Source organism: Pedobacter frigoris, from assembly GCF_005116445.1.
GTDB lineage: Bacteria > Bacteroidota > Bacteroidia > Sphingobacteriales > Sphingobacteriaceae > Pedobacter > Pedobacter frigoris.
Genome location: NZ_SWBQ01000005.1, coordinates 187,040 through 200,942 on the forward strand (window position 1 = coordinate 187,040; position 13,903 = coordinate 200,942).

Consider the following 13,903-nt stretch of genomic DNA (forward strand, 5'->3'; position numbering starts at 1 on the left):
TTTATTCTTTAAGAATTTTGAAATGTCTGGTGCCCATAACATCAGATACCTGTAACAGATAAAAACCTTTTTCTATTTTTTCTATTCCTGACAATATGTTCTCCCCGGGTCTTAATTTTCTTTGTATAATTATTCGTCCGAAGAGATCTCTTAAAGTAATGCTGCACTCGATATAAGTCGCTCTTCTTAGAAACAGTTTGTCTTTAAAAGGATTTGGATAGACCATCATTCCCTCAATACTTTCATCCGGCGGCCAGTTTTCAGTCTCTAACTGAAGGGTAAATCGTTCACTTCCGTAGGTTTCCTTTATTGCAGGATCAATAGTAAACTCATATAAATAATTTTTTCCTGTTAATCTGAGACTTTGATTTAGGTATTTGTCAAGAAGAGATACCGTTGCGCCTTTAAAATTCTCAATACCAGTTAGTGTCAGCTGATACCTTCCGGCTTCCCATCCTTTAACATGTAGTGATACCTCCTTGTCAAATCCGTTTAGCGACCTTTCATTTATGGCCAGAAGCTGACCTTTCACCATACATGCAATACTTACGTAGCCCTCGTCTATCTTTAATGCATCGCGGTCATCTATTCCGTCATTACCGACGGCCGGGAATTTGATTTTACAATGCTGTTTAAAAATTCCTTTTGAAAGCTCAAGACTCAATGTGTTCACTTCCTTAGTCGCGTCAGGTGCGTTAATGACCGAAGTTTTGATGAATGATGCCGGAGCGGGGGGTACTGAAGCATCAGAAAAATATTTGCTGGTTTCAGTAAATGTGATTGTCCCACTGGAAAAGCCATTTTTAACCTTTACAAAAAAACCACTGCCTGAAGGAATATGCGTTTCCGGTAAATCACTCACGGTATAGGCATTGTTTAATGGGTCAAATATCCAAACAAAGTCAGCCAGATTCTCTTTAATTAACTTTCTCCAGGTTATTGCCGCAGGATAAGGATTACCAATTAAATTGAAGCCATCTCCATCTTTTCCCTCGTTCCTGTTATCAAGTGCAACAGATAAATTCCCGGTATGTATAATTCCCGAGTGAGTTAAAATATAGCCCTTAGGATTTGAAAATGGGACATTTTGTATCTGCTTCAGGTATGCATTTGATACGGTTTTTTCTCCTCTGGAAAATACGCAGAGACCCTTTCCAAAAGGGATGCTTATAAATGCATTGGCTATCGGGATATATTTTTGAGAGAGCTTTCCTGATACAGACTGATCATGAGTGTAAATAGTTGCACTATTCAGAGGGGAAGGGTCAAATCCATTACTTGCACCTCCAGAGCCTGTTACGAACATGCTATTTTGTATGGCTGCAATCGTATAGCTCCTGCTGCCTTGATTTTCGGAATGATATACAGGGGAAGCAAGAAGTTTCCAGCCTCTGGCGGTTGCGGGCGAAGGGTAGTCACCGTCGATGTATTTCTGAACATGCACAATTCCGGCGATGGCTGCGGAATCCGTTTTTAGTATAGGCAAAAGTGAAGCTGTTTGCTGTTGGGTTGCCAGTAGTTTGAGGTAGCCGTTTGAGTTGAGTGTGCCATTGTCTAATTTTACTTCTCCGGATACCAAAATAGGGGCATTCATCAAGAATACGTTTGCTGCGAGGGATTGGCTGTTCTCTATCCTGTAAATGTTTGTAGTTCCACTGCCCGTGAAATGTTGAACAGGCTGGTTGCCAGAAAAAATTAGCGTACCAAGGCGCTGAGCCATAGAAATGTTTCCATGATTTATGACATCTCCACCACAGTTTAAAGATGCATTATTACCGAGAGAGATTCTCGCCATTGACTTAATCTCCACTTTACAATTCACCTTCAGTTTACCTTCGATTAAGAGCTGCGCTCCGCTCTCAAGTATAAAGCTGTTGCAACTGAGGTTTTGTGCGGCTTCAATCTGGAGCACCTTGCCTGCAGCAATAACAATATTTGAATTTAATACAGGTATCGTGCTATTTTGCCAGTTCCCTGCCGTTGTCCAGGAAGAATTGAACGTTCCTGTAAACCTGGAGCGTTCTGCAGGATTGTATTCCTCGCCAGACACGCTATAAAAGTCAGCGTTGTTCTTTTGGTTCTCATATTCGGTCTGAAGCCATGGCAGGGTTCTGACGAGTTTATGTATCCTTAATTCATCCACAATCCCTTTGAATGGCAACGAGCTAGATTTATTTGTGCCAATTCTGATAGCGCCACCAGCGCCAAGTCTTTGCAATGTGCCCGACCTGCCGAGGTCTGCGACGCCATTCACAAAAAGATTATTGTCCTTTCCATTTGATGTAGCACAGACATAATACCATTTGTCTCTTTGCAATTTAATGCCGCCGGTACTGATGAATGTAGCCGAAGTTGCCCTGCGCATTTCAAATGCAAGGTTGTCGTTGGCATTTAGCTTGAGTGTATATCCATTAGCACCGAAAGTTCCGCTGGTATCATTACTGATGATGACTTGTTCCAGTCCTGTTGCATTTAGCCTGATCCATGCTGATAGCGTGAGGACCGTACTTGTTTCCTCTCCTGTAGTCATATACTGTGAGGTTCCGTTAAACTGTACCCCAGTGCCGAGTAGTGCCGTGCTGACATCCTGCGGCCCCATGTCCGGGCTTCCTGTCAGGCGGTTTTCAGAGGCCTGTGTTTTGGCATCCCTGCTTATACAGGGCGAATCATCCAGGTTCATGTGCCAGACCCTGCTATACTCACTGTCTGTCCAGGTATTCTTAGCAAATGATCCTTCAGTATCATGCAGAACAGACGAGCCATAATACAAGAACAAGGAAGTAGGGGTAGAAGTACTCATATTAGCCGATAGTGAAGGGATCTTCACCCACAGTCTTAACTTGCCCGTAGCGGCTTCATAATGCTCCAGCTCGAAATTAAGCGGGCTTGCTGCAGCTGTACTCAACGCCAGATTTATGTCTCTTCCTTTAATGTCTCTCACCTTGTTGCCGCAATTGCCGGGTACATGAATAAAATCCGGATCGGTTAATTCAATTAAGACCGGAAAATCTGTAAGGTCATAGTAAATGGTATTTGACTGGACACGAACGGCAATAGGGGATACTTTATTCTTATCAATCGTAATCTTTTTCCTGTGTGTGTAATTGCTCATCCAGGATTGTCCAAAAGACTGATGATGTAATAAAAGGAATGTACCCGTGATCAGAACTGAATTTAAAAACTTACCCATACTTATTTGCTTGCGCAAATTTGTATAGTCAGTAGGTTAATAGTCGGTTATTCTACGCTTAATTTTATTCGGGGTTGTTTTTCTTAGTGAAATTAGATGAATTTCGCCACATGAAAGCAAATTTTAAACAGCTGAAAGTGTACATTCTATTTACTGCGCTTATGATCATGAATACCATAGCGATGGGACAGGGTAATCCAGGATTGCCAGGTGAAGATCCCGATGTGCCTATAGATGGAGGTATTGGAATCCTCTTATTTGCAGGGGCAGCCTATGGTATTAAAAAGGTCCGGGAAATGAATAACTGATTTAAACCAGGATACCTTCTTTTTTCAGGATATAGTTATAAATCCCTTCGATAGGCTTTTGGTAAATTTTCCCTAGTTTGACATCATTTTCAAGACAAATTTCGCGTAAGATATCCTGATAATAAAAAGCTATTGATCCCACAAAATGACAGTCCAGGTTTTTATAGTTTTTGTAATCTTTGATGTTGGTGTCTACAAATTCCTGAAAGCCCTCACGAAGAATATCTATAATCCAGGGGTGATCGCGATGACCTGCCATAAAACGGCTGATGGAAGCAAGATAGGTGTTTGGGAAAGATTTCTGGTAAACATTGGTGATGACTGTTTCTTTATCTACCTGGTAAGTACTTGCAAATTCTTTACTCAGATCAGCAGGCATTTTTCCATAAAGATAAGATGTGATCATTTTGCGGCCAAAATAAGTGCCGGCTCCTTCGTCGCCCAGCACGTAACCCAGACCGTGAACACCATTGTGTACATCCTTTCCATCGTAATAGGAGATATTGGATCCCGTACCCAAAATGCAGGTAAGGCCTTCCTTATCGCCACAGGTAGCATACGCAGAACCTAGCAAATCATGTTCTACCGAAACGTAGGCTTTGGTAAAAAATGATGAAATTCCGTTAGATATCACTTCAATTTTATCAGGTGAAGAACACCCCGCCCCAAAAAAGTATATTTCCTTCACCCTATCTGCATATTCAGCAATTTCCTTTTTCTTAGAAAACAGCTTGAAGATATCGTGGGCGTTTAAAAAATAAGGGTTTATACCTTGCGTGCTGAAGTTGATTTGTTCATTCGGGCTGTAACCCATCCAATCGGTTTTTGAAGAACCACTGTCTGCTACTAGAATCATTTGATAAAAATACTAATCTTATTGAATATTTAAAGTGCCACTGATCTCTTTTAGACTGATTTCTGTAAGTTTTGCCTGATATTGGGCCTCCAAAAATCTTGTGATCGCATCAATTGAATTTTTTTGGGCCTCTCTTAGCTCAAGTGGCGCAATACTGCCTAACCTGTATTTTTCAAGGGTAATCTCCAAACTTTGTTTTGCAATATCAACATTGTTCCGTTCCACTTTTACCAGATCCAGATTGGTGCTGTAATTTTGATACGCTGCAATCAGCTGGGCACTGATCTCCTGTTTTACCTTGTCCAGTGTCAGTTCTGAAGAACTGATCTGTATCTTCGCATTACGCTCATTTTGTCTTTGCAGAAACCCATTGAATATGTTCAGGCTGGCAGTCACACCATACGTAAAGCCGTTTGCCTTCTGCTGGGTATTGAACCCGGTAGGGCTAGAACTTTTTTGAAATTCATAGCCACTGTTTACCGCCACCACCGGGTAGCGCTGGCCTTTAACCTGCTTCAGGTTCAGTTCGGCTATTTTTTTGTTGATGAAAGCATTCTGTAAATCGGGATTCAACTGTTCCATTTGGGAAGCCAGAGCGGTATAATCTAGTTTTGCATCAATATTTATTACTTCATCTACCTTGAAATCCGTATTAAGGTCTCTGGCCAACACCTGGTTTAGTGTGGTTTTGGCAGTCTTCAGCAAATTCAATTCCTGCAGGTATGCTGATGTATCTGTATTGTAGTCTACCGTCGCAGTCAATACATCCAGCTTAGAACCTCTTCCTATTGAAAGTTTGTTGTTTGCTATTCTCAGACGAAGCTGTGATACATCCATAGCACTATCTCTGGCTATTACGAGTTGCTGTTCTTTTAATACCGTATAGTATGAATTTACTACGGCGCTGATGGTCGTTAAAATGGTTGCTTTGGCATTTACTTCACCTAGTTTCTGAAGTTCTTTAAGTCTTTCATAATTGGTAAACATTTGCAGACCATCAAAGATTGTCCATCCAAGGGCTACACCATAGCTCATATTGCTGTTCCTTACATTATTTAGGGTTTGCTGATTGCCGCTGCTTTGTGTTCTGGTCGTATTCTGAATACTACCGCCTTCACTGAAACTGGCATCCAGCCTTGGCAAAATACCGGCATTACCAGCATTAACGTTGTTTTTAGCAATCTGAACATCGTTATTTACCAGTTTGATATCGTAGTTATTTTTTAAAGCAATGCTGATGGCTTCCTGGAGTGTCAATTTTTCCTGAGCAGAGACCAGCTGTACCGAACAGGCCAGCATGACGATCATTGAAAATAAATTTCTATTGCGCTTCATACCCCAATTATTTTTCGTTTTCATTCTGGATGCTGTCCTTTGTTTCTAGAGATGCCTGCAAGTCCTCGTTCACTTTATGTTCCTTTGACCAATAAGAATATATGGCTGGTATTACAAATAAAGTAAGTACCAGGGAGAATGTTGTGCCGCCGACAATTACGATACCCATGCCCATTCTGCTCTTCGCCGCTGCACCCAATGCCATTGCGATAGGCAGCGCTCCAATAGCAATGGCTAAGCTGGTCATCAGAATCGGTCTCAACCTTGAAACGGAAGCTTCCCTGATTGCGTCTTGTATACTCATGCCTTTTTCCTTCAGCTGATTGGCAAATTCGACAATAAGAATACCATTTTTCGTTACCAGCCCAATCAGCATGATCGTCCCGATCTGACTGAAAATATTCCAGCTTTGTCCAAATAACCATAGAGATAAAAAAGCTCCGGCTACAGCCATTGGCACTGTCAATATGATGATGATCGGATCAATAAAACTTTCGAATTGAGCAGAAAGGATCAAATATACCAATAGGAGTGCCAGACCAAAAGCAAATAATGTGTTGGATGAACTTTCCTTAAAGTCCCTGGATTCACCGCCCAAATCGGTAGAGAAACTTTCATCCAGTACTTTCTCCGAAATTTTATCCATTGCCGCAATACCCTCTCCAATACTTCTGCCAGGTGCCAAACCTGCAGATACTGTTGCAGAAGTAAACCTGTTATTTCTGTAAAGTTGCGGTGGACTGCTTTCCTCCTTTGCTGTTACCAGATTGTCGAGTTGTATCAGTCCCCCCTTGTCATTTCTTACATACACGGAGCTCAGGTCCAGCGGATCTTTCCTGTCGCCAACCTCAAACTGCCCGATCACCTGGTATTGTTTTCCATTCATAAAGAAATAAGAAAAACGCTGACCACTCAACCCTAACTGTAAGGCAGAACCAATATCTGCTGCCGATACACCCAGGTTCTTGGCTTTTTCCCTGTCTATAGTAAGGTCTATTTCCGGTTTATTAAATTTAAGGTTTACATCAGAAGTAGTAAAGGTAGGATCCTTTGAAACCTCGTCCATGAACAAGGGAACTTTTTCCCGTAGTTTTTCAAAATTCTGTGCCTGGATGATGTAATTTACCGGCAAGCCGCCGCGTCTTCCTACGGAAATAGTTGGCTGCTGCGTTACAGTCACTTTTCCCTCACTATACTTACGGGTCATGCCGGTCAGTTTTTGTGCAATCTCTGCCTGTGTGCGATCCCGGTCTCCAAGATCTACGAGACCCATTCTTACAAAACCACTGTTGGTAGAACCGGCACCGCCAAAACCCGGAGAAGTAATGGTAATGTTCACTTTCTTTTCCGGAACAGAATCCGTTATCAGTTGCTGCACTTTCATAATGAAACGATCGGTATAGGCAAAAGACGAACCTTCTGGCGTAGTAATGTTCATGTTGATCGCACTACGGTCATCATAAGGCGCGGTCTCCTTAGGCAAGATGATCCAGAACAAAGCAATTAGTCCGACACAGACAGCTATGATTGGAATGGCAAGCCAACGCCTTTCCAGAAACTTATTGAGTTTTTCTTCATAAACCTCGTTCAGCTTAACAAAATAGGGTTCAGTCAGATTATAGAATTTAGACTTCTTATGTCCCGTTTTTTTCATCAGGTATGCATTCAGCATTGGTGTAAGTGTAAGGGACACAAATGCTGAAATCAATACAGCAGCCCCTATTACGATTCCAAACTCTCGAAAGAGCCGGCCTACGAAGCCTTGTAGGAAAATTACAGGTAAAAATACCGCTGCAAGGGTAATGGAAATAGAGATTACTGCAAAGAATATCTCATTAGACCCTTTTATAGCTGCCTCAAAAGGTGAATAGCCTTCCTCTACTTTCTTAAAAATGTTTTCTGTCACCACAATCCCGTCATCCACCACGAGCCCGGTAGCCAACACGATGGCCAGAAGAGAAAGTACGTTAATCGAAAACCCAAAGATGTACATGATAAAAAAGGTAAAGATCAATGATACCGGAATGTCGATCAATGGCCTTATCGCAATCGCCCAGTCCCTGAAGAACAAGTAAATGATCAGGATAACCAAGATCAAAGAAAGGATAATGGTTTCCGCTACCTCTGTTACCGACGATTTGATGAACTTTGTGGTGTCCAGAGATATGTTTAATTTAATGTCCTTTGGAATGTCTTTTTGCAGTTGTTCAAAACGCTTGTCAAATTCTTTGGAAATGTCCAGATAATTGGCGCCTGGCTGAGGTATTAAGCCTACAGCAACCATTGGCTTGCCAGATTCCCTCAACACAGTTTCTTCATTCTCAGAACCAAGGGCGGCATATCCGATGTCCCTTAGTCTAACGATGTTGTTGGAATCGATTTTCAGGATCAGGTTATTAAACTGCTCTTCATTCGTTAGTTTACCTAATGTTTTTACGATCAGTTCGGTGTTTGCGCCGGTTATTTTTCCGGAGGGAAGTTCCACGTTCTCTTTGTCCAGGGCAGTCACAATATCCTGGGTAGTGAGACCGTAGGCAGCCAGTTTGTCCGGTGCAATCCTGATGCGCATGGCATATTTTCGCTGCCCCTGTATCTGTATGCTGCTGACACCGGAAATGGTCTGTAAACGTTCTGCAATTACATTTTCTGCATAATCACTCAATTCCATTACATTGCGTTTATCGCTTTGTATGGTCATGGTAATTACCGCATCAGAGTTGGCATCGGCCTTACTTACAACGGGATTCCCGTCAATGTCTTTAGGCAGACTTCTGGCCGCCTGAGATACCTTGTCACGGACATCATTTGCCGCATCATCAATATTTTTGTCCAGGTTAAATTCAATCGTGATGTTGCTCGTTCCCTGGTTGCTCGACGAGGAGATGTTCCTGATTCCATCTATTCCATTGATTGATTTTTCAAGAGGCTCCGTGATCTGCGATTCAATGATATCTGAATTGGCCCCCGGATAAGAAGTTCTCACAGACACGACCGTTGGATCGATGTTTGGGAATTCCCTTACGCCCAGGAAATTATATCCGATAACCCCAAACAACAGGATCATCAGGTTCATTACAATGGCCAGAACCGGCCGTTTTATACTTGTGGTTGAAATGCTCATAAGGTGATCTTAGTTTTTTACCACAGTTACTTTCACTGGAGCATCAGCTTTCAGCGCCATTGCACCGGTTGTCAATACCGTATCACCAACTTTTAAACCAGAGGTGATTACAATACTTTCCGCAGTGCGTGTTCCCGCTTCAACTGGTACCTGCTGTGCTTTCCCATTTTTACTGATGAAAACCGTTTTTCCTTCCAGTACAGGAATAATAGCTTCATTTGGAATCAATATGGCATCTTTTGCTGTATTCAGCGACAGCTTTATTTTTGCAAAAGACCCTGGAAGCAGTTCGTTTTTAGGATTTGGTACCAGGGCTTTGATTTGTAAAGTTCTTGTTTGTGTATTTATACCAGGTTCGATTGCGAATACTCTTCCTATGAATGTTTTCGTAACACCATCAGTCGTAAAAGATACCTCAGAATTCAATCCTATCTGTCCGGCATATTTTTCCGGAACCGAAAAGCTTACTTTTAAAGGATTGATGCTGGCCAGATTAGCTATCGAAGTAGAAGAAGTGAGGTATTCCCCGGTTGAAATTGAGCGTAAACCTATCTTTCCGCTAAACGGGGCATAGATGGAAGTTTTTGCCAACTGGGCTCTGATGAGCTGTGACTGCGCTTTTAAGGATTGAAGCGCTGCTAATGAAGTGTCGTATTCTTCCTGACTGATCGCCCCTTTTTCCAGAAGTTGCTTAGATCTGTTTTCATTTGTCGCAGCCAGCTGCTGTTTGGTCAGTGCGTCCTGCAACTGTGCCTGTATGTCCCTGTCATTAATTTTAACAAGCAAAGTGCCTTTGGTCACGTTCGCGCCTTCTTTAAAGTTGATGCTGGTTACCAGTCCTGATACTTCACTTCTTAATGCCACAGATTCATTGGCTTCAAGCGTGCCACTCAGATCCAGATTATTTGTAAAATCGCTTGACTTTACTACGATCCCCTCTACTTGTAATCCTTTCCCGCCACCTTTCATGTCCTTTCCACCACGTCCTCCTGCACCCTCGCCTTCCAGTTTTTTATTGGCAGAGATTCTGTAGTAAATCAGGTAAGCAAGCCCTAAAACGATCAGGGTATAAATTACATATTTTAGCTTCATATTGGGGGTCTTGAATTAGTTAACGTGCAAAAATATTCAAATATGATGCCTGATAAAACTTGTATTAAGTATGTTACAGCTTCGGCCGTATTAAGTGTGTTACACCATTCATTGTCAGAATTGTTTTGAATCTTCTGTTAAAGCTTTCGTCATCCTGCCCTCGAAGAAGCTGCGAAGCAAAATGAACTCGGGATGATGCGTGTGCTAATTATGTCAACATCTTTGATGTTTTATTGTTTTTACATAACTGGTATCAAGGTCTAAACTCCCATTTGCATATTTTTATTTAAGTTTGGGGCAAGTTAAATATCAGCACAATGAAACAATCACTAGCAGGATTAATCGTATTACTAGCAATAAGCATGACAGCTAAATCTCAGGTAAAGATAAATTTTGAGGCCAGTTTTACCGAGCCTCAGGCACATTACGTTGAAATGGAAATGAATATTTCCGGATTATCAAAAGAATATATAGATGTTAAAATGCCTGTTTGGGCGCCAGGATCTTACCTTGTGCGTGAGTTTGCTAAAAATATCGAAGGTTTTACAGCATCAGCAAATGGTAAGCCGGTCAGGTTTGAAAAAGTAAGGAAGAATGCATGGAGGATTTACTCAGCTAAAGCCGCTAATGTTAAAATCAACTATAGAGTATACGCTTTTGAAGTATCAGTACGTACTTCATTTATAGATGACTCACATGCCTTTTTATCGAGTACAGGTATATTCCTCTATCCTGATGGAATGCTTAAACAACCAAGTACCGTAAAAATAAAGCCTTTTAAAGGTTGGGAAAAAGTCTCTACTGGTTTGGAGCCTGTAGCAGGACAACCATTTACTTATACAGCGGCAAATTTTGACGTCTTATTTGACAGTCCTATCGAGGTTGGAAATCAAGATATTTTTGAATTTACTGCGTCTGGTGTAAAGCACGAAGTGGCGATGTTCGGTGGTGGCAACTATGATAAAGAAAAGCTGAAAGTAGATATGGCGAAGATTGTTGATCATGCAACCGCCATTTATGGAGAGAATCCCAATAAACATTATACATTTATTGTTCACAACTTCTTTACAGGTGGCGGGGGTTTAGAACACCTGAACTCAACTGTTCTTGGAGCCAGCAGAAATGGATATTCAGATATTAAAGCATATAAAGGCTTTTTAAATCTTGTTGCGCATGAGTACTATCACTTATGGAATGTTAAACGCCTGCGTCCTGTAGCGCTTGGGCCATTTGATTATGACAATGAAAACTACACCACCAGTTTATGGGTAGCAGAAGGATTCACTTCCTATTATGAAAATAAATTGATGTACCGTTCTGGTTTCTTTACAGATCAGGAAACGGCTCAAAATCTGGCCACAGCCATCACGAATGTAGTTAATACACCGGGGGCAAAAATCCAGACCGTGGCCGAAGCAAGTTATGATGCCTGGATCAAATCTTACCGCCCAAATGAAAATTCTAATAATGCTACCATATCTTACTATAGCAAAGGAGAGGTAGTGGGCATGCTGATGGATATTGAGATTGCAAACGCTACAAAAGGAGCTAAGAATCTTGATGATGTAATGAAGGCCATGTATGACGAGTACTACAAAAAACTGGGCAGGGGATACACTGATGCAGAATTCAAGACCATGGTAGAAAAAATCAGCGGCATCAGCTTTACAAACTTCTGGAAAACATATGTGAATGGTACAGATCCTATTGACTACGTAAAATACTTCGGTTATGCGGGTATTAAAGTAACCAATGAGCATGCAGGTAAGAATGTTCCTTATCTTGGTTTGGCGACTAAAAAGCTGGAAGGAAGAGTGATGATCACTGCTGTTTCCCGTAATTCCGGATCATGGATCGGCGGCCTGAATGTAAATGATGAAATTATCAGTGTGGATGGAAATCCTGTGGAGGCTGCGGTTGATAAGATGCCCGCAATAACAGGTAAAAATGTTGGTGATTCAGTAACGTTTACTATTAGAAGAGACGGAATTGTAAAAGACATTACCATTAAGCTGTTGGCAGCGACTTCAGTAAAGCTTACTGCAACTGTTGATGAAAATGCAACTGACCTTCAGAAGGCCGTAAGAAAAGGATGGCTGAACTAAGCTGGTCTGGACCACTGAGAATAGATCAACAAAAAAGGCTGCGGATATCCGTAGCCTTTTTTGTTGATAGGTAGATGTGTATGTTTTATTAGAATGTAAAGCGTACGCCTAAACCAACATCACCACCCCAAAAACCTGTGTCAGGAGTTAACTGTAATGCAGGAATCCAATCCAATGATAAATTTATAGGTGCACCCTTAAATTTATAATCTAATCCAAGCACACCATTCGCTGAAAGGTACACATCACCGTCGAATCCCTTTACCTTATAAGATCCTATGGTAGCACCTGCACCATAGTACCAGTTTAGGCCTTCAGCACCACCTATTGGATTGTATACTTCATACAAACCTGTCAGGTTAAAATAAGATGTCCCTTTGGTACTTCTAAAATTACCAATTAATTCCAACATCGCTTTTTTGCTTAATCCTGTTTTAAAACTCACTCCATTGGCAGACCCAAAGCGGCCACCAATAGCATTTTTGTAATCCTGTGCCTGAGCATCAGTTAAGCCCGCCGTAAATAGCGTAGCAATCGCAATAAGAGTAAAAAGTAATTTCTTCATAATTGTAAATTTTGTTTAATTTTTAAGATGAATTGAGCTAAGCAAGTATTGTGCCTAATTTTTCAGTGAAGCCATATCAATCACAAAACGATAGCGGACGTCACTTTTTAACATGCGTTCGTAGGCCTCATTGATATCCTGCATATTGATCATTTCAATTTCTGAAACAATACCATGTTCACCGCAGAAATCCAGCATTTCCTGCGTCTCAGCAATGCCGCCAATCACAGAACCAGCTACTGATTTTCTTCCCAGGATCATCGGAACCGTATTCAGCATAGGTTCAAGTGGTCCCAGGTAACCAACCAATACGATCGTTCCATTAATGTTCAGCGTCGGAGTGTAATGATTTACATCATGTACATAGGGAACTGTGTCTATGATCAGGTCAAATTTTCCTTTCGCAGTTAGCATCTGGCTGTCGTCTGTTGATATGATCACCTGATCTGCACCCAGTTCAATTGCGTCCTGCTCTTTTCCCGGTGATCTTGAAAACAGAGTAACATGGGCGCCAAGAGCTTTCGCCAGTTTAATTGCCATGTGACCCAATCCACCCAGGCCAACAACAGCGACTTTGCTGTCTTTTCCAACTTTCCAGTGTCTGAGCGGAGACCAGGTCGTAATCCCCGCACACAGCAATGGAGCGGCCGCTGCAGGATCTAGATTTTCAGGTACCCGCAATACAAAATGTTCATCTACTACAACTTTCTCAGAATAGCCACCAAAGGTCTGCATATTCAGGTGCTTATCCTTACCATTGTAAGTGCCTGTAAATCCGGGAACGCAATATTGCTCCAGATCTTGACGACAACTCGGACATTCCCGGCAGGAATCTACCATGCAGCCAACAGCAGCCAGGTCCCCCACTTTAAACTTGGTTACATCAGTGCCAACCTTGGTTACCCTGCCTACAATTTCATGGCCCGGAACTGCCGGATAGACGCTCCCTCCCCAGTCATTTCTCGCTGTGTGCAGGTCGGAGTGACATACACCGCAATAGAGGATATCTATTTCAACATCTTTTGAGGTTGCTTCCCTGCGTTCAATATTTAATTGTTTTAGTGGAGCTTTAGCAGATGGAGTGCCGTATGCTTTTACTTCAAATTTTTCCATTTTTTATAAATTTATGTTAGGGCCTCTGTTTGATGATTCTAAGTTCGCGTTTTCCTTGCTAATTCTGTGCTTTATATGAAATGATGACATAAAAAAAACCGCACATCCATGCGGTTTTTTTTGGGATAATAAGGGATAATAAAATGCTACATGCATAGCATAGACTTTAAAACTGTAAAACGATTAAGAAGCATGGAACAGGAATAAAAATAAATACT

At 41.7% G+C, this 13,903-nt stretch carries 9 protein-coding genes; 2 read left to right on the plus strand and 7 right to left on the minus strand.

Annotation, left to right across the window (positions count from 1 at the left end; translation table 11 throughout):
• Position 1 precedes the first annotated feature (1 nt).
• The gene (locus FA047_RS16880) at positions 2-3,190 is read right to left on the minus strand and encodes a LamG-like jellyroll fold domain-containing protein (RefSeq protein WP_136837261.1); all 3,189 of its coding nucleotides are present in this window, start codon (positions 3,188-3,190) and stop codon (positions 2-4) included.
• A 110-nt stretch (positions 3,191-3,300) separates the two neighbouring features.
• Here FA047_RS16880 and FA047_RS16885 point away from each other — a divergent pair, with 110 nt between their 5' ends.
• A complete protein-coding gene (locus FA047_RS16885) occupies positions 3,301-3,498 on the plus strand; it encodes a PID-CTERM protein-sorting domain-containing protein (protein ID WP_136837262.1) in 198 nt (65 codons plus the stop codon).
• 1 nt (position 3,499) lies between these two features.
• Here the strand turns inward: FA047_RS16885 and FA047_RS16890 are convergent, their stop codons facing one another.
• Genes FA047_RS16890 through FA047_RS16905 form a run of 4 tightly spaced genes read right to left on the minus strand, consistent with a single transcriptional unit; the run spans position 3,500 to position 9,902 of the window.
• On the minus strand, positions 3,500-4,354 hold the full coding sequence (locus tag FA047_RS16890) for an N-acetylglucosamine kinase (RefSeq protein WP_169304443.1): 855 nt from the start codon (positions 4,352-4,354) through the stop codon (positions 3,500-3,502).
• Positions 4,355-4,372: 18 nt separating this feature from the next.
• Positions 4,373-5,689, minus strand: a complete 1,317-nt coding sequence (locus FA047_RS16895; protein WP_169304444.1) for a TolC family protein — start codon at positions 5,687-5,689, stop codon at positions 4,373-4,375.
• A gap of 7 nt (positions 5,690-5,696) precedes the next feature.
• Entirely contained in the window at positions 5,697-8,810 is a 3,114-nt protein-coding gene (locus FA047_RS16900) for an efflux RND transporter permease subunit (RefSeq protein ID WP_136837263.1), read from the minus strand.
• A 9-nt stretch (positions 8,811-8,819) separates the two neighbouring features.
• Positions 8,820-9,902 (minus strand): efflux RND transporter periplasmic adaptor subunit, encoded by a 1,083-nt coding sequence (locus FA047_RS16905; protein WP_136837264.1) that lies wholly within the window; start codon positions 9,900-9,902, stop codon positions 8,820-8,822.
• 317 nt (positions 9,903-10,219) lie between these two features.
• On the opposite strand from FA047_RS16905, the gene FA047_RS16910 reads away from it, so the two are divergent.
• Positions 10,220-12,007, plus strand: coding sequence for a M61 family metallopeptidase (locus tag FA047_RS16910; protein WP_225872769.1), 1,788 nt, complete (start codon positions 10,220-10,222; stop codon positions 12,005-12,007).
• Between the two features lie 88 nt (positions 12,008-12,095).
• On the opposite strand, the gene FA047_RS16915 is transcribed toward FA047_RS16910, so the two are convergent.
• Both FA047_RS16915 and FA047_RS16920 read right to left on the minus strand, forming a co-directional pair.
• Positions 12,096-12,572 carry a hypothetical protein gene (locus FA047_RS16915; RefSeq protein ID WP_136837265.1) on the minus strand — a complete coding sequence of 159 codons (477 nt, stop codon included), beginning with the start codon at positions 12,570-12,572 and terminating at the stop codon, positions 12,096-12,098.
• A gap of 54 nt (positions 12,573-12,626) precedes the next feature.
• Positions 12,627-13,685 carry an NAD(P)-dependent alcohol dehydrogenase gene (locus tag FA047_RS16920; protein ID WP_136837266.1) on the minus strand — a complete coding sequence of 353 codons (1,059 nt, stop codon included), beginning with the start codon at positions 13,683-13,685 and terminating at the stop codon, positions 12,627-12,629.
• Between the last annotated feature and the right edge of the window lie 218 nt (positions 13,686-13,903).

Bases quoted from the DNA above. Each gene is read 5' to 3' on its own strand.
- FA047_RS16910 (WP_225872769.1), top strand. From the start codon at position 10,220: ATGAAACAATCACTAGCAGGATTAATCGTATTACTAGCAATAAGCATG.
- FA047_RS16885 (WP_136837262.1), top strand. From the start codon at position 3,301: ATGAAAGCAAATTTTAAACAGCTGAAAGTGTACATTCTATTTACTGCG.
- FA047_RS16920 (WP_136837266.1), bottom strand. From the start codon at position 13,685: ATGGAAAAATTTGAAGTAAAAGCATACGGCACTCCATCTGCTAAAGCT.
- FA047_RS16915 (WP_136837265.1), bottom strand. From the start codon at position 12,572: ATGAAGAAATTACTTTTTACTCTTATTGCGATTGCTACGCTATTTACG.
- FA047_RS16900 (WP_136837263.1), bottom strand. From the start codon at position 8,810: ATGAGCATTTCAACCACAAGTATAAAACGGCCGGTTCTGGCCATTGTA.
- FA047_RS16905 (WP_136837264.1), bottom strand. From the start codon at position 9,902: ATGAAGCTAAAATATGTAATTTATACCCTGATCGTTTTAGGGCTTGCT.
- FA047_RS16880 (WP_136837261.1), bottom strand. From the start codon at position 3,190: ATGGGTAAGTTTTTAAATTCAGTTCTGATCACGGGTACATTCCTTTTA.
- FA047_RS16895 (WP_169304444.1), bottom strand. From the start codon at position 5,689: ATGAAGCGCAATAGAAATTTATTTTCAATGATCGTCATGCTGGCCTGT.
- FA047_RS16890 (WP_169304443.1), bottom strand. From the start codon at position 4,354: ATGATTCTAGTAGCAGACAGTGGTTCTTCAAAAACCGATTGGATGGGT.